The organism is Pontibacter sp. SGAir0037 (assembly GCF_005491705.1).
In the GTDB taxonomy this organism is placed as follows: Bacteria; Bacteroidota; Bacteroidia; order Cytophagales; family Hymenobacteraceae; genus Pontibacter.
The window spans coordinates 4,594,070-4,615,881 of record NZ_CP028092.1 but is presented as its reverse complement, the minus strand read 5'-3'; the positions used below and the strand labels follow the sequence as shown (position 1 = coordinate 4,615,881).

The 21,812-nt window shown below is 43.0% G+C and carries 15 protein-coding genes; 11 read left to right on the top strand and 4 right to left on the bottom strand.

Going from position 1 to position 21,812, the window contains the following annotated elements; all coding sequences use genetic code 11:
• Positions 1-5: 5 nt before the first annotated feature.
• Positions 6-1,040: a LacI family DNA-binding transcriptional regulator gene (locus C1N53_RS19145; protein ID WP_137760846.1), complete on the bottom strand. Its 1,035-nt coding sequence runs from the start codon at positions 1,038-1,040 to the stop codon at positions 6-8.
• A gap of 739 nt (positions 1,041-1,779) precedes the next feature.
• On the opposite strand from C1N53_RS19145, the gene C1N53_RS19140 reads away from it, so the two are divergent.
• The 5 genes from C1N53_RS19140 to C1N53_RS19120 all read left to right on the top strand — a co-directional run bounded on the left by C1N53_RS19140 (position 1,780) and on the right by C1N53_RS19120 (position 12,591).
• Complete coding sequence (locus C1N53_RS19140; protein ID WP_137760845.1) at positions 1,780-4,917, top strand: TonB-dependent receptor; 3,138 nt, start codon at positions 1,780-1,782, stop codon at positions 4,915-4,917.
• A gap of 11 nt (positions 4,918-4,928) precedes the next feature.
• Positions 4,929-6,881, top strand: a complete 1,953-nt coding sequence (locus tag C1N53_RS19135) for a RagB/SusD family nutrient uptake outer membrane protein (RefSeq protein ID WP_137760844.1) — start codon at positions 4,929-4,931, stop codon at positions 6,879-6,881.
• Between the two features lie 173 nt (positions 6,882-7,054).
• Positions 7,055-8,218: a mannonate dehydratase gene (gene uxuA / locus C1N53_RS19130; RefSeq protein ID WP_137760843.1), complete on the top strand. Its 1,164-nt coding sequence runs from the start codon at positions 7,055-7,057 to the stop codon at positions 8,216-8,218.
• Between the two features lie 42 nt (positions 8,219-8,260).
• Complete coding sequence (locus tag C1N53_RS19125; RefSeq protein ID WP_137760842.1) at positions 8,261-9,580, top strand: MFS transporter; 1,320 nt, start codon at positions 8,261-8,263, stop codon at positions 9,578-9,580.
• 161 nt (positions 9,581-9,741) lie between these two features.
• On the top strand, positions 9,742-12,591 hold the full coding sequence (locus C1N53_RS19120) for a glycosyl hydrolase 115 family protein (protein ID WP_137760841.1): 2,850 nt from the start codon (positions 9,742-9,744) through the stop codon (positions 12,589-12,591).
• A 62-nt stretch (positions 12,592-12,653) separates the two neighbouring features.
• Here the strand turns inward: C1N53_RS19120 and C1N53_RS19115 are convergent, their stop codons facing one another.
• The 3 genes from C1N53_RS19115 to glmM form a co-directional block, all read right to left on the bottom strand.
• Positions 12,654-13,235 carry a TIGR00730 family Rossman fold protein gene (locus tag C1N53_RS19115; RefSeq protein ID WP_137760840.1) on the bottom strand — a complete coding sequence of 194 codons (582 nt, stop codon included), beginning with the start codon at positions 13,233-13,235 and terminating at the stop codon, positions 12,654-12,656.
• A 73-nt stretch (positions 13,236-13,308) separates the two neighbouring features.
• Positions 13,309-14,451 carry a cysteine desulfurase family protein gene (locus C1N53_RS19110; protein WP_137760839.1) on the bottom strand — a complete coding sequence of 381 codons (1,143 nt, stop codon included), beginning with the start codon at positions 14,449-14,451 and terminating at the stop codon, positions 13,309-13,311.
• A gap of 147 nt (positions 14,452-14,598) precedes the next feature.
• Positions 14,599-15,984: a phosphoglucosamine mutase gene (gene glmM, locus C1N53_RS19105; protein WP_137760838.1), complete on the bottom strand. Its 1,386-nt coding sequence runs from the start codon at positions 15,982-15,984 to the stop codon at positions 14,599-14,601.
• Between the two features lie 199 nt (positions 15,985-16,183).
• On the opposite strand from glmM, the gene mazG reads away from it, so the two are divergent.
• The 6 genes from mazG to C1N53_RS19070 all read left to right on the top strand — a co-directional run bounded on the left by mazG (position 16,184) and on the right by C1N53_RS19070 (position 21,785).
• Entirely contained in the window at positions 16,184-16,996 is an 813-nt protein-coding gene (gene mazG / locus C1N53_RS19100; protein WP_137760837.1) for a nucleoside triphosphate pyrophosphohydrolase, read from the top strand.
• Between the two features lie 532 nt (positions 16,997-17,528).
• A complete protein-coding gene (locus tag C1N53_RS19095; RefSeq protein ID WP_137760836.1) occupies positions 17,529-18,401 on the top strand; it encodes a MotA/TolQ/ExbB proton channel family protein in 873 nt (290 codons plus the stop codon).
• Positions 18,402-18,418: 17 nt separating this feature from the next.
• On the top strand, positions 18,419-19,024 hold the full coding sequence (locus C1N53_RS19090) for a biopolymer transporter ExbD (RefSeq protein ID WP_137760835.1): 606 nt from the start codon (positions 18,419-18,421) through the stop codon (positions 19,022-19,024).
• A 16-nt stretch (positions 19,025-19,040) separates the two neighbouring features.
• On the top strand, positions 19,041-19,568 hold the full coding sequence (locus tag C1N53_RS19085; protein WP_137760834.1) for a biopolymer transporter ExbD: 528 nt from the start codon (positions 19,041-19,043) through the stop codon (positions 19,566-19,568).
• Positions 19,569-19,570: 2 nt separating this feature from the next.
• Positions 19,571-20,404, top strand: coding sequence for an energy transducer TonB (locus C1N53_RS19080; protein WP_137760833.1), 834 nt, complete (start codon positions 19,571-19,573; stop codon positions 20,402-20,404).
• Between the two features lie 436 nt (positions 20,405-20,840).
• On the top strand, positions 20,841-21,785 hold the full coding sequence (locus C1N53_RS19070) for a PstS family phosphate ABC transporter substrate-binding protein (protein ID WP_137760831.1): 945 nt from the start codon (positions 20,841-20,843) through the stop codon (positions 21,783-21,785).
• The last annotated feature ends 27 nt before the right edge of the window (positions 21,786-21,812 follow it).

Below are 21,812 nucleotides of genomic sequence, written 5' to 3'. Positions count from 1 at the left end.
ACTTATTATGATGCTTTTCTAACAGATGAATCCCGGACAATCAGTTCGGACCTCACCGTAATAGTATTTGTTATCAAAATATCAGACTGACCAGCCACATGATTCATCAGGGTGATCAGGTTTTTTACTGCCACTTCGCCCATTTCGTAGCCGGGATAGTCTACAGTGGTTAAATTTGGCTCTATCACTCTTGAGATAGGATCATTGTTGAAGCCAACAATGGCAATATCGCCTGGCACCACAACTCCGGCTTTCTTAAGCTTTTTCATGCAGGTAGCGGCACAGGTGTCGTTTGCCACAAAAATCCCATCTGGTAACTTCTCCATTTCCAGAATCTGCTGTGCAGCCTCTTTACCTGCCTCTTCGCTCAAATTTGTGGTGATAACACTAGATTCTTTAAAAGGCAGATTATGATCTATCAGTGCATATTTATAGCCTTTCAGGCGATCGGCATACACATTGATTTTCAGGTTACCGCTTATATGCACAATATCTTTACATCCATTTTCTATTAGATGAGTAGTAGCTTTATAAGCTGCCTGTATGTTATCGATTACAATACCAATGCACTGCTTATGTTCAGCTACCCTGTCATAGAATATAACGGGTATTCCTTTGTCAAAAAATGGCTTGAAATGGTCAATATTCTCTGTATCGTATGCTAAAGAAACCAACAAGCCGTCCACTCTGCTGTCGTACATCGTTTTAGCGTTGGCACTTTCCTTCTGCATTGCTTCCAGCGACTGGCTGATAATCAGGTTATACCCAGCCTCATTGGCTACTTTTTCCATGCCTGCCATCACAGATGACTGAAAGTTACTATTCAGCCGGGGCACAATAACACCAATTGTATTCGTCTTCTGCTTTCTTAAGTTACTGGCAAACATGTTTGATCTATACCCCAAGGTATCAGCAGTTGCCAGAATACGCTGCTTGGTTTTCCCGTTAACGGCTGGATGATCATTTAAGGCTCTGCTTACCGTTGCAGGTGAAATCCCCAGATCCTTTGCTATATCATAGATGGTTATATCCTTACTCATCCTCTCTAGTGCTTATGAAACTACACAATGAAATCGGTTTCAATTTATAAATTTTATGATTCTAATCTAAGGTTTTTCAGTAATTAAAATCTCATCAAAACAGTAAACCAAATGTTTTCCTTCTATTCTTCCTAGCTAAAACCCTACAACTCTCATGCGACTGCTACGACAAACATAGCCAAAGCTACCAAAGGCGTATAAGTGACAACTTACTTTATGTCAGAAAGACGCATTAATTATTAATTAATACGCAATTAAACAAATTAAAAGAAGAGACAAAATTTTAAAAAAAGTTTCTGCAATCGGTTGTAATACTAAAAATTTATCTTCATGTTTACAAAATAAAAGTGAGGAGTTACTTACAAAGTAACAATGCCTGAAGAGCAAATAATATAATAAAACCGATGCAAAACATTAATAATAACACGGCAACTTAAACAGATAGCATAATTTTTTCAAGACTTACAAATCAGTTCTGCAAAGACAAAAAATGGGTTTAGCAGAAACAGCAACAAGTAAACACACAACTCTACTTACTGATAAAACATCCATACAATAAAGAATAAATTATGAAAAGACGCTTTTACTACAAGCTTATTCTACAACATCACTTTGCAAAAGACTCCCATCCGACAGCCTTTATCAGCTGCAGGCATAGACATGCTCCAGTTTAGCACGCGCACATCTCACTCAACCTATACAAGCAAAACAGAATATCTAAACCTCAAAATTAGCTTCTATGAAATGTGATTTTACTCAAAATCCCAAATCGATGGCACTACGGTTACAGAAACCGGGCGTCATTAGAATCGCTATCCTGCTATGGACCTGCCTGCTTCTGGGCACACAAGCAATAGCACAAACAACTGTAACAGGTCGTGTAACAGATGAAACAGGACAAGGACTCCCTGGTGTAACTGTTTTACTAAAAGGAACCTCTACGGCAGCTCCTACCAATGTAGAAGGCAACTATTCTATAAATGTACCTGATGGAAACGGAACTTTAATATTCTCATTCATAGGTTACTTAACGCAGGAAGTCCCTATCAGCAACAGGTCTTCTATTAATGTGAGCCTGAGAACGGATGATAAAACCCTGGAAGAAGTAGTTGTAATTGGCTATGGTACGCAACGAGCAGAGGCTGTAACGGGTTCGGTTGCCTCTATTAGTGGAGAAGCCTTGACAGAAGTGCCATCAGCGAACATTTCACAAGCCCTACAAGGGCGTTTGCCAGGTGTGGAGCTTTCGCAAACTTCATCACAGCCGGGTGCGCCTATGCAAATCAGGATAAGGGGTACTCGCTCTTTAACAGCCAGTAACGATCCTTTAGTAGTACTCGATGGTATACCTTATCCCGGATCTATTGGAGATATTAACCCTAACGACATTCAAAGTATTGATATTCTAAAAGACGCCTCCGCCACCGCTATTTATGGTTCTCGCGGAGCAAACGGTGTTATATTAGTAACTACAAAAGGAGGAAAAGCAGGGCAGAAGCCACAGGTAAGTTACAACACCTTTACAGGTATTAGAACTGTCTTTGCCAAGTTTCCAATGATGAACGGGGAGGAATTTGCCGCTCTGCGTCAGGCAGCAGGTAGATATAGCAACGGAATTGATGAGTCTTATGATGTTGATACAGACTGGCAGGATTTGTTTTATAAGACTGGTGTTACTACAAGCCACGATCTAGGTGTTTCAGGAGGCACCGAACAAGGGCGCTATAACTTTAGTGTAGGCTACTATGACGAATCTGGTGTAATTCCTACTCAACAATATACACGCTATTCTATGCGTGGTAGCTTAGACCAGGGTGTTGGTAAACATTTCCGCTTTGGCTTCTCTACTTATAATAACTATAATATTACCCAAGGATCAAATATTGGCCTGTATGGCATCCTTAGTGCTTCGCCCATTGCGAATCCTTATAATGCAGATGGCACCTGGAAAAGAGTTATGAACACAGGAGGCGATGGTGATGTATGGGTAAATTCCAGGGAAAATGTAGAAAACTTACGGGACAGATGGTTAAGTCAAACCAGAGCCTTCGGAACGTACAATACCTTATTCGGCGAAATTCAAATACCGGGAGTAGAGGGATTAAAATTACGCACTAATTTGGGTGTGAATTACCGCCAGAGCCAGGGTGGAGCATTTACTGCAGCGGGTATAAACAATGTAGATCCTACCACTCCATCTACTGCTTCTGTCAGTAACCAAGTAACAACCGACTGGACCATTGAAAACATGCTGCTTTATGATCGTACTTTCGCCGAAAAGCATAATGTGAATGTAATAGGTTTGTATTCAGCCTCTGATAATCAAATGAACCGCTCTCGCATAGCGGCAAGAGATATTCCTTCCGATGCCTTTCAATTCTATAATCTTGGGCTAGCAGACGGTGAAATAACAGTTGCTCCTGGTGATCAATGGTATACACGAAGTGGTTTGATGTCGTGGATGGGGCGTGTCATGTACTCTTATGACGACAGGTATTTACTCAGTGCAACACTACGTTCAGATGCTTCCTCCCGATTGGCGCCAGGACATAAATGGCATACCTACCCTGCCGTATCCGCTGGCTGGAACATCGGTAGAGAGTCCTTTATGGAGAACCTAACTGTTGTAAATATGCTCAAACTGCGAGCAGGCTTCGGTGTTACCTCTAATCAGGCTGTTGCACCCTATGCAACCCTCGGAGGTCTTGCCACACGTCCTTACAACTTTGGCGATGATAACTACCAAAATGGCTTCTTTGTATCGGAGTTGCCAAATCCTTCTTTAGGATGGGAATTTTCAGAAACCTGGAACTATGGCTTGGACTTCTCAGTACTTAACCATCGCTTGTCAGGCACTATAGAGTACTATACAACAAATACAAAAGATATTTTACTAAGAGTTCCTCTTCCTGCTACCTCGGGTGTTGGCAGCGTAATTCAAAACATCGGCAGGACCCAAAATAAAGGTATCGAGCTTTCGCTTAATGGCGTTATCCTGAATAACTTAAATGGCTGGACATGGGAAGCTGGTGTGAATATGTATGCCAACCGAAATAAGCTGGTAGCGCTTGCCGGAGATCAGCCGCGAGACGAAGCTAACTGGTGGTTTGTTGGCCATCCAATTAATGTTATCTACGATTATGAGAGAATCGGTCTGTGGCAGGTAGGTGATCCACATATGGGACTCTTTGAGCCTGGCTCAACTAATCCAGGAGATTTAAATACAACAGTTGGCACTATCAAAGTAAGATATACCGGTGATTATAATGATGATGGAACACCAACGCGACAAATATCAGCTGCTGACAGGCAGATAATAGATGTGAACCCAAATTTCCAGGGAGGCTTCAACACAAGAGTAGGCTTTAAAGGGTTTGATCTTAGTGTTGTAGGTGTATTCCAGAATGGCGGTATTCTAAACAGTACCCTTTACGGTTCGTCTGGTTACCTTAACATGCTGACCGGCCGTCGTGGGAACGTAAAAGTAGATTACTGGACGCCTGAAAACACCGATGCCAAATATCCCAACCCTAGGGGGTTCATTAGTGGCGACAATCCTAGATATGGCAGTACCTTAGGTTATTTTAATGCTTCGTATATGAAGATTCGGACAATTTCTTTGGGATATAACTTTAACAAAATCAACTGGCTACAAAATGCCGGTGTTAACAACCTCAGACTTTATGTTACGGCTCAGAACCCGTTTGTACTGTTCTCTCCATATAACAGGGAAACGGGCATGGATCCTGAAACCAACTCTTACGGTAACGAAAATGCGGCAGTGCCCTTATCAGATAACCTGAGACGCATTCTGACATTGGGAACAAACGCTCCTGCAACACGAAATTTCCTGGTTGGTTTAAATGTTAATTTTTAACAAGAGTAAGAATGAAACGATTTAAAATAAAAACTGTTATAGGTGCAACAGCAGCAGCCTTATTATTGGGAGCATGCGGCGATATATTAGAAGAGCAGCCTCGAAGTGGATTTGAGCCTAGTTTTTTCCAGACTGAGCGGGGTGTTTATGGTGGCTTAACTTCTATGTATGCCCACTTGAGGTATATTTACGGACAAGCCTATTATTACAATACCACCCTTACAGGCACCGACGAAGTAACGTATGGGCAAAGTGCTGACGAAAATTTTCTAGTCATGGACCTGTCCGGCCGTGGTGCTATCAATCCTACTAATAGCCGCGCAGATGCTTTGTGGGGAGCTGCCTACTCGAATATTAATACCGCTAGCGGCATAATAGAAAATGCAGCCGTTGTAGGCACCATTTCACCGGCACTGATTGCCGAAGCTAGATTTTTCCGTGCTTTTGATTACTTTCAACTGGTGCAAACCTTCGGTGGCGTACCATTAGATTTAGGGGCTGGTGAGCTTAGATTTAATACAAACCCAGTAAGAACCTCTGTTCGGAATACAGTTCCTGAAGTATATACAAAGGCTATTTTCCCTGATTTGCTTACCGCAGTTAATGATTTGCCGGCAACCTCACGTGTTACGGGAGGCGCAACTAAGACACTGGCACGTCTTTATCTTGCAAAAGCCTATTTAACCTACGCATGGTGGCTGGAAAACCCCAATAATATCCCCACTTATCCTGAGGCACAACGTGTTGATCCTGATGGACATAATGCTCAATGGTATTTTCAACAGGCATATGATGTAGCAACGACAGGTATCGACGATCCAGGGCCATTTGGTCTACTGGACTACTACTACGATGTTAATCTTGGGTCAAATGATCGGAACAAAGAAATCATGCTTTATGCCGACCATACCGAAACCAGTGAGTTTTATAACGGATCCAGCCTTACGTATGCTAATGGTGGCGCTCCAGATAACTTTGCCGGTTGGATGATGACGTGGAACTACACAGAAATAAGAAGCAGTTCCTCCAGTACTTCCTGGAATGCTGTAAGTTCTGTTCAGCGGGAAGCAGTACAACATCTTGGCCGCCCTTGGACACGTATGGCTCCCACTATTGGTGCTATTAAAAACACCTTTGCTGATAAAACAAATGATTCACGCTACGATGGTACCTTTGTAACCGTTTACCGCGGCAACTGGCCTAAAGGCGGCGTAGCTAATTCTACCCTTTATAATGCCAATTTATTACCGGTTCAGCCTGGTGATGCAATTCTGACATTCCTTAACGATGAACCTGCCACTCCTATCACTTATCCGACTGGAGGTGGACAGAATAACGTTGGAGCAGGCGTATTACCAGGCAGAGCCGATTTCGTGGTATCGCCAAACGGCATTAGCAGAATTATGTATCCAGGCCTCTGGAAGCTTGGCCCTTATCGTACTGATAATGGCAATGGATTAGGACAGCCTAATGCTGCAAGTACCCGCCCTTTTAACATTGCTAAGTTTTCGGAACTATACTTTGTAGCTGCTGAGGCCGCTGTAAAGGGAGCATCAACACAGGCTGGTAAGACTGCCCGAGATTTAATAAACGTAATACGTGCCCGTGCAGGCAAGTGGCGTTGGGACAACAACGGCAATGTAGCTAAAGTGCAGGACAACAGTGCTGCCATGGTGGCTGCAACACCTGCAACGATAGATATTAACTATATTCTGGCAGAACGCTCACGGGAATATTTTGGCGAAGGCTATCGTTGGTTCGATTTAGTGCGTACGCAAAAGTGGAATGAACTTGCTTCCACATATCAAATAAGCGGGGCAGCAAAAGGAGATCATACACCTGAAACGATAACACGTACTATACAGCCGCATCACTACCTGCGACCAATCCCGCAGGGGCAGCTGGATGCCATGGATGTTAGCTTAGCAGAAAAAAGGGCTTACCAAAACCCTGGATATAACTAATCTAATTATCATAAAATGGCAGCCCGATATGTCGGGCTGCCATTTTATGATTTTAATAAACTTGTAAACTGGTATATTCAGCTCTTTTATTTTAATGTAAGACATGTGCCTACATTTCCTATATCAAAACAATGAATTAGCACTTATAAACAGATCAACATTTAAGATACATTATGTCACTACTACAAAGTTGGAGATGGTACGGGCCCAATGATCCGGTTTCATTACAAGATGTTAAACAAGCCGGAGCTACGGGTATTGTTACTGCACTACATCATATACCGCATGGAGAAATCTGGCCATTGGAAGAAATACAGGAACGAAAACAAATAATAGAAGAAGCAGGATTACAATGGGTGGTAGTGGAAAGTGTGCCGGTGCATGAGTCTATCAAGACAAGACGTGCCGATTGTGAAAAATATCTTGAAAATTACCGTCAGTCCTTACGCAATCTGGCGGCTTGCGGCTTAACTACAGTATGTTACAACTTTATGCCAGTGCTGGACTGGACCAGAACTAACCTGGCTCTGCAAATGCGGAATGGGGCTAAAGCTTTGTATTTTGATTGGACAGACCTGGCAGTGTTTGACCTGTTCATTCTGAAAAGAGAGGGCGCTGAGCAGGATTATGCACATGAGATCGCACAAAAGGCAAAACAAAGATACGCTTCTTTATCGCAACAGCAGTTAGACGCCTTAAGCGAGATTATTAGGATGGGTGTTCCTATGGAGGGCTTTATTTCTCTGGAGCAGCTAACTGAGAGCATTGAAATTTATAAAAGCATCGGGCATAATGGTTTACGGGAAAATTTAGCATATTTCCTCGAATCTATTATGGATGTTTGTGAAGAGGCTGGAATCAGGATGACTATTCACCCGGATGATCCACCTTACCTAATCCTAGGGCTACCTCGTATTGCTTCCAGCAAAGAAGACCTTTTATATATTATTGAAAGAGTAGATCGTGCTCCTAATGGCATATGCTTTTGTACTGGTTCTTTGGGAGCAGGAGCACACAACAACGCTGTAGACGTTCTGAAAGCAGTAGGCCATCGGGTGTACTTTGCACACCTGCGCAATGTAAAAAAAGATGAGGCGGGTAACTTTTACGAATCAGATCATCTGGCTGGCGATGTAGACATGTATGGCGTTATGCGCGAGCTGGTTGCCATCAACAGAGACCGACAGCAGCCTATTCCTTTCCGCCCCGACCACGGGCACCAGATGCTAGACGACCTGCATAAAGTAACTAATCCCGGTTATTCTGCAATAGGCAGGCTTCGGGGATTAGCTGAATTGAGAGGATTGGAAATGGGTATAGAAAGGACTTTGTACTAATGCTTCTGCCCTTTTTAATTATATAGCATTAAAATTTTTATAATGAATACATCCACCAAAAAAGAACCCGCCACACAAAAGGTTAAAATCGGCTCTTACCGCTGGACCATTTGCGCGTTGCTGTTCTTCGCTACTACCATTAATTACCTCGACAGGCAAATTATCGGCTTGCTGAAGCCTGCTCTGGAGCAACAATTTAACTGGACAGAAAGCGACTATGGCAGTATAGTTATGGCTTTTACAGCTTCCTATGCTTTGGGTATGGTGATATTCGGAAGAATAATAGATAAGATTGGCTCGAAACTGGGTTATTCCATTTCTATTATAGTATGGAGTGTAGCTGCCATGGCTCACGCCGCAGCCAGAAGTACATTTGGCTTTGGAGTAGCCAGAGCGGCTTTAGGTTTGGGCGAAGCAGGTAATTTCCCGGCTGCCATAAAAACAGTTGCAGAGTGGTTTCCTAAGAAAGAAAGAGCTCTGGCAACAGGTGTTTTTAATTCTGGTGCCAACGTTGGCGCTGTAGTAGCCCCAATTATGGTTCCTGCTATACTCGGAGCCTACGGCTGGGAAGAGGCCTTTATTATAACAGGAGCTATAGGTTTTATATGGCTTGTGTTCTGGTTAATTTTTTATGAAATACCGGCTAAGCAGAAAAGGCTTGGAAAGGTAGAATATGAATATATCCACAGCGATAACGAAGACGCTGCTGTAGAAGAAAACCCAAAGCCGATGAGATGGGGCAGGTTACTCGTCGTAAGGCAAACCTGGACTTTTATACTTGGAAAATTTATGACGGACCCCATCTGGTACTTCTTCCTTTTCTGGCTTCCCTCCTACTTCAGCACGACCTTTAACCTTGATTTAAGTAAACCGAGCATGCCCCTGGTTATTGTCTACACTGCCACGACAGTGGGTAGTATTGGAGGAGGTTTCCTGTCTTCCTATTTTATTCGCAGAGGGTGGCCTGTGTTTCGGGCCCGCAAAACAACTATGTTTATTATAGCTTTGCTGGTCATGCCGATTATGGCAGCCCGTTATGCTACTGATATTTGGGTGGCAGTTGGCCTGATTAGCTTAGCAGCTGCTGCGCACCAAGCATGGAGTGCCAACATTTTTACCACCGTATCAGATATGTTCCCTAAAAGAGCCGTTAGCTCAGTAGTGGGTATAGGCGGCATGGCAGGGTCATTAGGGGGTGCCCTATTCCCGCTTTTTATAGGATGGTTGCTCGACTATTATAAAGGCATGGGCAACATTATTGCGGGCTATAACATCATATTCACTATTTGCGGCTGTGCCTATGTAGCAGCCTGGCTGGTTATGCACTTCCTGTCACCTCGCATGAAACAGGTGGAAATATAACAATTGTAAATCCAGGGTATATCATCCTTAAATCTACTGAAATGAAGATACCAAACTTATATAGCACAGTTAACTACAGTTTAGGAGCATTGGCTAAGGCAGCTTGTGCAAGCAGGGGTGTAAGAACTCATTCTCTGTTTTTCTTGCTGGTGTTTGTCTCTATGGCAGCCTCATACCAGGCACAAGCTATCGATAAAGATTCTTATATCTCCAACAAACAGGAAAAAGGATATTTCCCACTTTCAGTAGCCGGTAAACCGGCTAACATATTTGTCGGCTCTGAGGATTATACTGGCGTTATTCGTGCTGCCAAAGATTTGCAGGCCGACATCAATCGTGTTACAAAATCGGAACCCGCCTTACTCGCTGCTAAAAAAGCGCCAAAGGCAAAAGAACTGGTACTAATAGGCACGCTCGGTAAAAGTCCGGTTATCGATAAGCTGGTTAAAGACAAAAAAATTGACGTATCGGATGTAAAAGGTCGCTGGGAAACATACCTGGTGCAGGTGGTTAAGAAGCCCTTACCCGGTGTAGACCAGGCTCTGGTAATTGTAGGAAGCGACAAACGAGGCACTATCTTCGGCATTTACGATGTATCTTCACAGATAGGAGTTTCGCCCTGGTACTGGTGGGCCGATGTGCCTGTAAAGCAGCAACAGAACTTATATGTAATGCCTGGACGCCATACCCAGGGTGAACCAGCCGTAAAGTATAGGGGTATCTTCATAAATGATGAGGCTCCTGCACTGGCAGGCTGGGCCACAGAAAAGTTCGGAGGCTTTAACCACAAAATGTATGTACATGTGTTTGAGCTGATTCTGCGCATGAAAGGAAACTATCTATGGCCAGCCATGTGGGGCAGAGCTTTTTATGATGATGATCCAATGAACCCGAAGCTCGCCGATGAGTACGGTGTGGTGATAGGCACTTCGCACCACGAGCCCCTGATGCGCGCACATGATGAGTGGCGCAGATACGGCAAAGGCTCCTGGAATTACCAGACCAATGCTGCTAACCTGCAGGAGTTCTGGAAACAAAGCATTCAGCGGATGGGCAACAACGAGAGCCTGGTAACAATAGGTATGCGCGGCGACGGAGATGAACCCATGAGCGAGAGCAGCAACATTGCTCTGCTCGAAAAGATAGTAGCCGATCAGCGCCAGATTATTTCCGAAGTAACAGGCAAAGAGGCTTCGGCTACACCACAGGTTTGGGCACTTTACAAAGAAGTGCAGGAGTACTACGACAAAGGCATGCGTGTGCCCGACGATGTCACGCTGCTGCTGTGCGACGACAACTGGGGCAACATCCGCAAGCTACCGAAAGCAGGCGAGAAACAGCATGCAGGAGGCTACGGCATTTATTACCATTACGATTATGTGGGCGGACCAAGAAACTATAAATGGCTTAACACCAACCCAATTCCAAGAATATGGGAACAGATGCACCTGGCCTACCAGCACAAAGCGGATCGTCTCTGGATTGTGAACGTAGGCGACATCAAGCCCATGGAGTTTCCTACAGAATTCTTCCTGGACTACGCCTGGAACCCGGAAAAATGGCCGGCAGAACGCTTAGATGAATACACGCAGCTCTGGGTGGAGAGGCAGTTTGGGTCAGAGCATGCCGCTGCTATTGCCGATATACTTTCGAAGTATGCCAAGTATAACAGCCGTCGTAAACCAGAACTACTGGATCAGAACACATACAGCCTTACTCATTACCGCGAAGCTGAAACAGTAGTAGCAGAATATAATCAGCTGGCTACAGAAGCAGAGAGAATTTATAATAAGATTCCTGCGGAGCAAAAAGACGCTTATTACCAACTGATTCTGCACCCGGCAAAAGCCTGTGCCAACCTGAACGAACTCTATTTTACAGTTGCTAAGAACCGGCTGTACGCAAAGCAAGGCCGCGCCATCACCAACGATCTTGCTAATAAAGCAAAAGAACTGTTCGCCAAAGATGCCGAGCTATCTCGCTACTACAACCAAACCATGGCAAACGGCAAATGGAGCCACATGATGGACCAGACACACATCGGCTATACCTATTGGCAGCAGCCTGAAAAGGATGTCATGCCCGAGGTAAGCGAGCTAACTGTACCGGCTTCGGCAAGCATGGGTGTAGCAGTGGAAGGATCTGATGCATGGTGGCCCCAGGAGAAAAGCCAGGCTATTTTCCCAGAGCTTACACCCTACGGCCAGAGCAACTATTACATTGAAATATTTAACCGTGGCAAGGCTTCTTTCAATTATACAGTGCAAACGGGAGCAGAGTGGCTGCAGGTTTCGTCTAAACAGGGGCAGGTTGAGCAGGAGCAAAAAATATTGGTAAGTGTTGACTGGCAAAAAGTGCCTGCAGGCATGCAGCGCATTCCGATTACGGTAGCCGGAGCCAATGGCAAAGTAGTAGTACAGGCTGTAGTAAACAACACTACCTCTCTGAAACCAGATCAAATAAAGGGATTTGTGCAAAGCAACGGGTATGTCTCTATGGAAGCTGCACATTATACACGTGCTGTAGAGGCTGGCGGTATCAGCTGGAAGCTAATTCCTGACTTAGGTCGCACTTATTCAGCCATGTCGCCTTTTCCTGTTACAGCACCGGCGCAGACACCTGGCGGGAACAGTCCTTGTTTAGAGTATCGCATGTATCTGCAGGACAGTGGCGCAGTAAATGTTCACGTTTACCTGTCTCCTACTCTGAACTATCAAAGCACCCAGGGAATTCGGTATGCCGTGTCTATTGATGACGAAGCTCCACAAATAATCAACATGCACCAGGATGAAAATAAGCAAGGCATGTGGGATAAGTGGGTGGCGAATAACATCAACATCCAAACATCAAAGCATACTGTTAAGAAATCAGGGGAGCATGTACTTAAGTTCTGGATGGTAGACCCGGGCGTAGTGCTGCAGAAGGTAGTGGTAGACACAGGTGGTTTAAAACCGTCTTACTTGGGTCCACCAGAAAGCTTTTACAAACCTGAAAAGGTAGCAGCGCAATAGCAAAATTCCAAGAGGGGGGCTGCTTTCAATTACAAAGTAACTTCCCCCTTGTACTTCTTTAATTAAATTCTTTTGAAATCAACCCAGTAGTCAGAGGTGGCATCGGAATAGGCTTTTAATTTTTGCAATAGCAGCTCTGCATCCTCCTCTACTATAATATTATCCCGCTGATCTGGTTTTATAAAGCCCTCAGCTACACAATGGTCAATCATCGAAAAAAATTTATCATAAAAACCATTTACATTATAAAAGGCAACAGGCTTTCTGATAATCCCCAATTGGTTCCAGGTGATGATTTCACAGACTTCATCAAAGGTTCCGAAACCTCCTGGCATAGCTATAAAGGCATCTGATCTGGCTGCCATCATGGCTTTTCGCTCATGCATTGTCTGCACCACATGCAGTTCTGTTAAACCTTTGTGGGCCACTTCCCTGTCTACAAGGCTTTGCGGGATAACGCCTATGGCTAAGCCTTTACTGCCTAAAACAGCATCTGCAATAATGCCCATCAGGCCTACATTTCCACCACCATATACCAGTGCCACATCCTGCTCCGCCATTAACTTACCCAGTTTAGCAGCCGCGTGTGTATAAGCCAGGTTTGCACCCGCATTGGCACCGCAAAAAACACCTATACTTTTCATACTTACTTATTTGTTCAAAAACAGAAAAGGCTTTAGTTAAACCAAAGCCTTTCTTATTTTAACTATAAAATTGCTATGCCGGAATCTTTTTATACATGTTAATAAGAACCTCAGCTGCATAATCGATTTCCTCGGGGGTATTAAGTTTACTAAACGAAAACCTGACATTAGCCCGATCAGGATCAACGCCAAGTGCCTCCAGCACATGAGAGCCAGCGTTGGCTCCACTACTACAGGCACTTCCTCCAGAAACCGAAATCTTATTGATATCCAGGTTGAAGAGCAGCATTTCCGTCATGGATGAAGGTGGCAGAGAAACGCTCAGCACGGTATAAAGACTTTTATCCGCCACTGCAGACATTCCATTAAAAGAAACACCTTCCAGGCCGTCTCGCAGTTTATGGATCATTCTGTCTTTCAGGCTTTGTATATGCAAGCGATGCTCCTCCATATCACGGTAAGCAATTTCTAAGGCCTTAGCCAGACCAATAATGCCGTACACGTTCTCAGTGCCACCACGCATATTCCGCTCCTGGGCACCTCCCTGGATTAAAGGCTGAATTTTAACGCTTGCGTCGCTGTACAAGAATCCTACACCTTTCGGACCATGAAACTTATGTGCCGACCCAACTATAAAATTTGTATGCAGCTTCTGCAGATCATGCTTAAAATGCCCCATCGTTTGAACAGTATCAGAATGGAAAATAGCATGAAAGCTCTTGCAGATATCTCCGATGGCCTCTACATCATTTAACGTACCGATCTCGTTGTTGGCATGCATAATTGTCACCAACGTCTGAGAGTTTTGCGCCAGCAACTCTTTCAGGTGATCCAGATCCAACACACCACGCTCATCGTGGCGCAGGTAACTTACCTGTACCTCTCCACGCTTCTCCAGCATCTGTACAGTATGCAGCACTGCATGGTGTTCCAGCCTGGTTGTGATAATATGCTTCAGCCCTAAGGTTCGCACACTACATACAATAGCAGCGTTATCTGCTTCTGTACCTCCGGATGTAAAGAAGATCTCAGCGGGAGAAGTATTCAACAGATTGGCTACCGTTCTGCGTGCTTTTTCTATGGCAGCACGCACCTCGCGCCCATGCCCGTGTATAGAAGACGGGTTGCCGTAGTGTTCCAGCATATAAGGTGCCATCACTTCAAATACTTCCTTATCTAAAGGTGTAGTAGCAGCATTATCTAAATAAACACGCATCTTTTATCTTGATATATAATATAGTTCAACTAAAAAAGATCTTAAATAATTGCGCCAAGCGAAAAAAAGTACATCTTCTTCGCTTGGCGCAACAAATTTATCTTTTAAACCATCTGCAACAGCAACAATAAGCCATGAGCATCTTAATCAGGCAGAGATAATCTCTTTTATATCAGCAATAATTTTATTAGCCAGATGCTCTGCAGTTGCATTACTATCCGACTCGGCATAGATGCGGATAATAGGCTCTGTATTTGATTTGCGCAGGTGCACCCACTCCTTATCGAACTCGATTTTAACTCCATCTATGGTATTGATAGGCTGCTTGGCATAGCGCGCCTGCATCTGTGTAAGCACCTCATCCACGTTTACCTCCGGAGTAAGCTCAATCTTATTTTTGGAAATATAATAGTTCGGATAAGATGCCCTCAACCGCGTCATGCTCAGGCCGGATTTTGCCAGGTGCGACAGGAACAGTGCTATTCCCACTAATGCATCGCGTCCGTTGTGCAGTTCCGGGTAAATTATACCGCCATTACCTTCACCACCAATGATAGCGTTCTGCGCCTTCATCATGTTTACCACGTTCACCTCGCCTACAGCGGCTGCAAAATAATTCCCGCCGGCGCTTTCTGTTACATCGCGCAGAGCTCTTGTAGAGGAAAGGTTAGACACCGTATTACCTACCGCATTTTTTAACACATAGTCCGCAACAGCTACAAGTGTATACTCTTCACCGAACATGCTGCCATCTTCATTAACTAAAGCCAGGCGGTCAACATCCGGGTCTACCACAATACCTAAATCAAAGCGCCCTTTCTCTATCAGCTTAGAGATTTCACGAAGATTTTCCGGCAGTGGCTCCGGGTTATGCGCAAAGTTTCCATCTGGCTCGCAAAACAGCTTTTCAACCTGCTTCACGCCTAAAGCCTCCAGCAACATTGGCACCGCAATACCCCCGCTGGAGTTAACGCAATCTATAGCAACTTTAAAATTCTTAGCTTTTATAGCCTCTGCATCTACTAAAGGAAGTGCTAAAATTGCTTTAATATGTTTTTTAAGGGCTTTATCGTTCTGCGTGTACTTGCCTAAATTATTTACCTGGGCAAACTCAAAAGCTTCCTGTTCTGCCAATTCCAGTACCAGTTTTCCTTCTTCATCGGAAATAAACTCACCGTGCTGGTTGAGCAGCTTCAGCGCATTCCACTGCTTGGGGTTATGGCTGGCTGTCAGAATAATTCCGCCACCCGCTTTATGATCCGGAACTGCCATTTCCACGGTAGGCGTGGTAGACAATCCAAGATCAATCACATTTATACCTAAACCCTGCAGGGTAGCACATACTAATTTGTTGACCATGTCTCCGGACAAGCGGGCATCGCGACCAACAACAATGGTGTTGATATTTGTAGTCTGGAGTACCCATGTGCCGAAAGCAGCAGAGAACTTCACCACATCGATAGGCGTAAGTCCCTCTCCGGCACGACCACCAATAGTACCCCTGATTCCTGAAATTGATTTTATTAAAGCCACTTATTTATTTGTATTTAGAGAGACAAAAGTAGTTATTTTTACTTGTAGATATATAACATCTACTCTATTTTAAACGTGTAGGATACACACTATAGCCAGCCTGCATGGCAACAGTTTAGCCAAACAAAGCTGTAAAGCACCGCAGAGGATGCTGTGAACCCAGGAAAAACTCTTCATTCTATTTATTATATTTGCCAATATGGATACAACACAATTTGCCGACACCCCCAGAGGCGAGCAACTGAAAGCATTTGACAGGTTGCTTGATATTATGGAGGAACTGCGGGAGAAATGCCCCTGGGACAGAAAACAAACCATAGATAGCCTACGACATCTGACCATAGAAGAAACCTACGAACTCTCGGATGCAATCATACGCCAGGACATGCAGGAGATCAAGAAGGAAATCGGCGATATTATGCTGCACTTGGTCTTCTATTCTAAAATTGCATCAGAGCTGAATGCTTTTAATGTTGCCGATGTACTGAACACACTTTGTGAGAAGCTGATTTTCCGCCACCCGCACATCTACGGCGACACATATGCCAGCACAGAAGAAGAAGTTAAAAGAAACTGGGAACAATTAAAGTTAAAAGAAGGCAACAAATCGGTGCTTGGTGGCGTTCCTGCTTCACTACCGGCCCTTATTAAAGCCATGCGAATTCAGGAAAAGGCCCGGGGAGCTGGTTTTGACTGGGATAATAAATCACAGGTCTGGGAAAAAGTGCAAGAGGAGCTGCAGGAGTTTCAGGCGGAATTCAATAGCGAGAACAACACAACCATTGATAAAGAAAAGGCAACGGCTGAATTCGGCGATGTTCTCTTTTCGCTCATTAATTTTTCCAGGTTCATAGACATCAATCCGGAAGAGGCACTGGAAAAAACCAATCTGAAATTCATAGATCGCTTTAAGTACCTGGAGACTGAGGTTGCAAAAGCTGGCAGAAAACTACAGGACATGAGCTTGGAGGAAATGGATTTTTACTGGAATAAAGCAAAAGAAGGCAAGTAATATATACAAGCTATAAATCGAGTTATTATATTTAACACTTATTTTCAAAAGTGAGGGCTTACAAGCAGCATATAACTTCTTCAAGACCTCCGCTTAATGGATAAATAAAAAACAGCAACAAGTCGATTGGCATCATAATTAACTGGTGAAGAAAGGATAAAGAAAAAAACAAGGCAGTAACAGAAGCAAACTCATTTTAAAATCAATAGATTAGAGAAGGTAATAGCCGCTTTAACCGAATATTGCTGCTAAAATCTACCAAACTAGCTTTGCATAGTATTTTAAAATAATTAGATTTGTAGAACTGCATACTCTATTCCATCTAATTTTTATAAAAACATTATAAAATTTGATGGTTTGAAAAAGATGTGATAACAATAAAAGCTTAAAAAAACGGCATAATTGTTTGAAAACTGGAGAAAAAGCAGAAATTGCAGTTATATTAAAGAACTAAAAACAAAACAATTTCATTACATATTTATACAAACAATTAAATTACAACACAAACAGCTAAACTTTAAACTTTAAAAAAATGGAAAAAAAGACTGCAGTAGTGAATAAAGATGCTAAAGCAGAAGCAACAACAGGCGGCAAAACAAGCTCTTTATTTGCCACTATCGTAATTCCGGTTGCATATGTAGTAGCCCTACTTATTTATTTATTTGTTTTAGGTAATCCTGAAAACTTCGAAGGTGGAGATCCGCATGGTCACCCACTACCAGGTAACTACTTGGGTATCGTTTATAAAGGGGGTTACGTGGTATCTGTTTTAATGTGCCTTGTACTGTTAATCTTCATCTTCGCGATTGAACGTTCACTTACAATCAGCAAAGCAAAAGGTACTAAGAGCGTTACCAACTTCGTTCGTATCATTTCTTCTAAATTAAATCAGCGCGACATTAACGGTGCAATCGCAGCTTGCGATGCTCAAAAAGGTTCTGTTGCAAACGTTGTAAAAGCAGGTTTGCTTAAGTACAAAGAGATGCAAGGAGAAAGAGACCTTCTTAAAGCAGAGAAAGTAGCAGCTATTCAGAAAGAAATCGAAGAGTCTACGTCATTAGAACTTCCAATGCTTGAGAAAAACTTGGTTGTAATTTCAACTATTGCCTCTATCTCAACGCTTGTTGGTCTGATTGGTACGGTACTTGGTATGATTAACGCGTTCTCGGCTCTTGCAACTGCAGGTTCTCCAGACGCAGTAGCGCTTGCAAACGGTATCTCTGAAGCCTTGATTAACACGGCTCTTGGTGTAACTGGTGCTGCTCTTGCGATTGTTGCTTACAACTACTTTACAAGCAAGATCGACGAGTTAACTTACAGCATTGATGAAGCTGGTTTCAGCATCATTTCAACTTTTGCTACAGAGCACGATACAGTTGCTGCTCCTAGAACACAAACAGTTTAATTTTTTAAAAAGACACAATGCCGAAAGTAAAAGTAAAAAGAACCAAACCGACATTGGACATGACGCCAATGGTTGACTTGGCCTTCTTACTGGTATCTTTCTTTATGCTTACTACTAAATTTGCTCCAGACGAAGCAGTTGCAGTAGACACACCATCTTCAGTTTCAGAAATTAAATTGCCGGAGTCTAACGTTATCGTAATATCAGTAGATAAAGAAGATAGAGTTTTCTTCGGAGTAGATGGTCAGAGTACAAAAGAAAAAGTGCTGGATAAGATGGGTAGCAAGTACGGCGTTACGTTCTCAGAAGAAGAACGCAAAGTCTTCTCTCTACTAACCAACTTTGGGATTCCAATGAATCAGTTACAATCGTATCTTTCATTAGAACCAGACGCTCGTAAAAATGCTCGTCAGCCAGGTATTCCTGTCGACTCTCTGAATAACCAACTTTCTGACTGGGTTCACCAAGCCCGATTAACAAATCCGAAAGTAGTTATAGCTGTTAAAGGAGACGTTGATGTAAGTTATGAAACTGTTCAGAAGGTTATTAATACACTGCAGGACAGAAAGATTAACAGGTTTAACCTGATAACTGATAAGGAAGCAAGACCTACATCGTTATAAAAGAAAGGAATAATCAATGGCAGAAATACAAGAAAAAGCTGACTCCGGCGGGGGTGGTAAGAAAAGAGCCAAAAAGATGTCAGTTCACCTGGACATGACACCAATGGTTGACCTTGCTTTCCTACTGCTAACTTTCTTCATGCTGACGACTACATTCAATAAGCCTCAGACAATGGAGATTAACATGCCTGCTAAAGCTGATGCGCCAGAGGATCAAACACCTATTAAAGAGAGTAATGCATTAACTATTATTCTGGGTGAAAACAATAAAGTATTTTACTACTATGGTTTAGGCGATCCTGCTCAGAACCCGGAAGTAGTAGAAACTGATTTCTCTAACAACGGCATTAGAAAGGTATTGATTTCTCCAAGAGTGAAGTCTAATCCTAAAATGGTAGTATCAATAAAGCCAATGGAAACTTCACGCTACAAGAATGTAGTAGATATTTTGGATGAAATGAAAATCACGGATACCAAAAAATTTGCCTTAGTTGATATTACAGCTAATGATAAACAATTGGTACAAAACACAACAGGACAATAATCATGGATGTTACAAAGTTAGAAAACGCCACGCTTGATGACATCGTCTTTGCTGGACGAAACAAAGCGTATGGGGCCTATCTGCTACGTAAAATCTATAACAAGCACGTTACAATTGCTGCTACTGTTGCTATTCTTCTATTCCTTTTATTTATAAGCATGCCGCTTATAGCTAAATATCTTAAACCAGAAGAAGAAGCAGCTCCGGTAATCGAACGCGTTGTTACAGAAGTAGAACTGGCTCAGCCACCACCATTAGAAGAAAACACGCCGCCGCCGCCGCCGCCGCCACCGGATCTTCCGCCACCGCCGCCGCCAGTAAGGGAGCAGGTGAAATTTACGCCACCAGTTGTTAAAAAAGACAACGAGGTACAGGAACAGGAAGAAGTTCCGGATGTAGAAGAGCTGGTTGGTGTGGATATTGGAGTTAAGAACGTAGAGGGTGTTAAAGGTGCCCCAATGGACTTAGGCTCTATAGAAGGAACAGGTACTGTTGCGATAGTAGAAGAGGTAGTTGAGGAAAAACCATACGAGTACGTTGAGCAAATGCCAGAATTCCCAGGTGGGGAGAAAGCGATGCTTCAGTATCTTGGTAAAAATATCCGCTACCCAGCTGCAGCAACAAGAGCAGGTATAGAAGGTATATGTGTACTTTCTTTCGTAGTAAGCAGAACCGGTGAAATCTCTGACATCCAGATTGTAAAAAATCTTGGTGCTGGTACTGGTGAAGAAGCTGTACGTGTTGTGAAAACAATGCCTAAGTGGACTCCAGGAAAGCAGAATGGTAGAGCAGTGCCAGTACGTTATACACTACCTGTACGCTATACACTTAAGTAATGCTAGAATTGCTTATAAACAGAAAAGGCCATGCAGAAGCATGGCCTTTTCTGTTTATAAGCTTTAATTATATACTTTGTTAACTGAAAAGCGTATATTAATCAATATATATACTAGGATAACAATAGCACTTCCGCAGAGAAAGAAGAAACCTTATTGCACATAATGAACAAAAACATCTGAATAATGGAAAGACCAACAAGAAAAAGAAGGCCTACAAATGTATATGGTAAAATAGCTTTAGCGTTCGGAGTACTGATGACAGCAGTATACTTGGGGTTAGGACTTTTCATTATTTTTTCGGATTCAACACAAATAAATTTGAACATCCCACAAAATATTAAAATATTGCTTGGTGGAACGTTCATTTTATATGGAATTGTTAGATTTGTAAGAGTGTATCAGAATAATTCGAAATCTAAACAAAACAGAAATAATGATTAAGTGGATACAGAACGCCTTAAAGATTAGCCCGATAGTGCTGTTAGCAGCTTGTGGTGGCAATTCAGCAGGTACAGTGAATGATACTCCTACTTCTGGTAATGTAACTATAAGCGCGGATGAGACTTTCCAACCAATCATAGAAACACAGGTAAGTACGTTCCAGGGCATCTATAAGCGCGCAAGCGTAACAGCAAACTACAAAACGGAAGGACAGGTTATCAAAGATCTGCTAAACGATAGTGTGCGTGTGGCTGTTATTTCCAGAGAGCTGAACCAGGAAGAGAAAGAAGTTTTTGCTCAACGTAAACTTGTTCCTAGAACAACTAAAATAGCAATAGATGCTATTGCGCTGATAGTTAACAATGACAACCCTGATTCTTTACTGACATTAGAGCAGGTAAAAAGCATCTTTAATGGGCAAACCACTAAATGGAACGAAATTAATAGTGCCAATAGTTTAAATAATATAACTATAGTATTTGACAATAATAACTCGAGTACAGCACGTTACGTAAAAGACTCGCTGATAACAGACCATAAATTGCCAGGAAACACGTATGCCAGCAATTCTCACAAGGACCTGATAGATTACGTAGAGAAGAATAAGAATGCTATAGGTGTGATAGGTGTAAACTGGATAAGCGATGAAGATGATTCGGCTAGTATAGATTTCCTAAAAAGAATCAGAGTGGTTGGAATAAGCACAGAAAGCCAGCCTTTAAGTTCAGATACTTATTATCAGCCTTACCAGGCTTACATTGCACAAGGGAATTACCCTCTTTACCGTTACCTGTACATTGTTAATACAGAGTCGCGTACAGGCCTTGGCACAGGTTTTGCATCCTATGCAGCAGGAGACGGTGGGCAAAGAATAGTATTGAAGTCAGGATTAGTACCGGCAACGCAACCAATTCGTGTAGTAAGTATTAAGAATTAACAACGTAATCAAACAACTAACCTAAAA

Excerpts from the sequence above, each read along its gene's own strand:
- uxuA (WP_137760843.1), top strand. The coding sequence starts at position 7,055 with ATGTCACTACTACAAAGTTGGAGATGGTACGGGCCCAATGATCCGGTT.
- C1N53_RS19140 (WP_137760845.1), top strand. The coding sequence starts at position 1,780 with ATGAAATGTGATTTTACTCAAAATCCCAAATCGATGGCACTACGGTTA.
- C1N53_RS19125 (WP_137760842.1), top strand. The coding sequence starts at position 8,261 with ATGAATACATCCACCAAAAAAGAACCCGCCACACAAAAGGTTAAAATC.
- C1N53_RS19115 (WP_137760840.1), bottom strand. The coding sequence starts at position 13,235 with ATGAAAAGTATAGGTGTTTTTTGCGGTGCCAATGCGGGTGCAAACCTG.
- C1N53_RS19095 (WP_137760836.1), top strand. The coding sequence starts at position 17,529 with ATGGAAAAAAAGACTGCAGTAGTGAATAAAGATGCTAAAGCAGAAGCA.
- C1N53_RS19080 (WP_137760833.1), top strand. The coding sequence starts at position 19,571 with ATGGATGTTACAAAGTTAGAAAACGCCACGCTTGATGACATCGTCTTT.
- C1N53_RS19120 (WP_137760841.1), top strand. The coding sequence starts at position 9,742 with ATGGCAGCCTCATACCAGGCACAAGCTATCGATAAAGATTCTTATATC.
- C1N53_RS19085 (WP_137760834.1), top strand. The coding sequence starts at position 19,041 with ATGGCAGAAATACAAGAAAAAGCTGACTCCGGCGGGGGTGGTAAGAAA.
- C1N53_RS19070 (WP_137760831.1), top strand. The coding sequence starts at position 20,841 with ATGATTAAGTGGATACAGAACGCCTTAAAGATTAGCCCGATAGTGCTG.
- C1N53_RS19090 (WP_137760835.1), top strand. The coding sequence starts at position 18,419 with ATGCCGAAAGTAAAAGTAAAAAGAACCAAACCGACATTGGACATGACG.
- mazG (WP_137760837.1), top strand. The coding sequence starts at position 16,184 with ATGGATACAACACAATTTGCCGACACCCCCAGAGGCGAGCAACTGAAA.
- C1N53_RS19135 (WP_137760844.1), top strand. The coding sequence starts at position 4,929 with ATGAAACGATTTAAAATAAAAACTGTTATAGGTGCAACAGCAGCAGCC.
- C1N53_RS19145 (WP_137760846.1), bottom strand. The coding sequence starts at position 1,040 with ATGAGTAAGGATATAACCATCTATGATATAGCAAAGGATCTGGGGATT.
- C1N53_RS19110 (WP_137760839.1), bottom strand. The coding sequence starts at position 14,451 with ATGCGTGTTTATTTAGATAATGCTGCTACTACACCTTTAGATAAGGAA.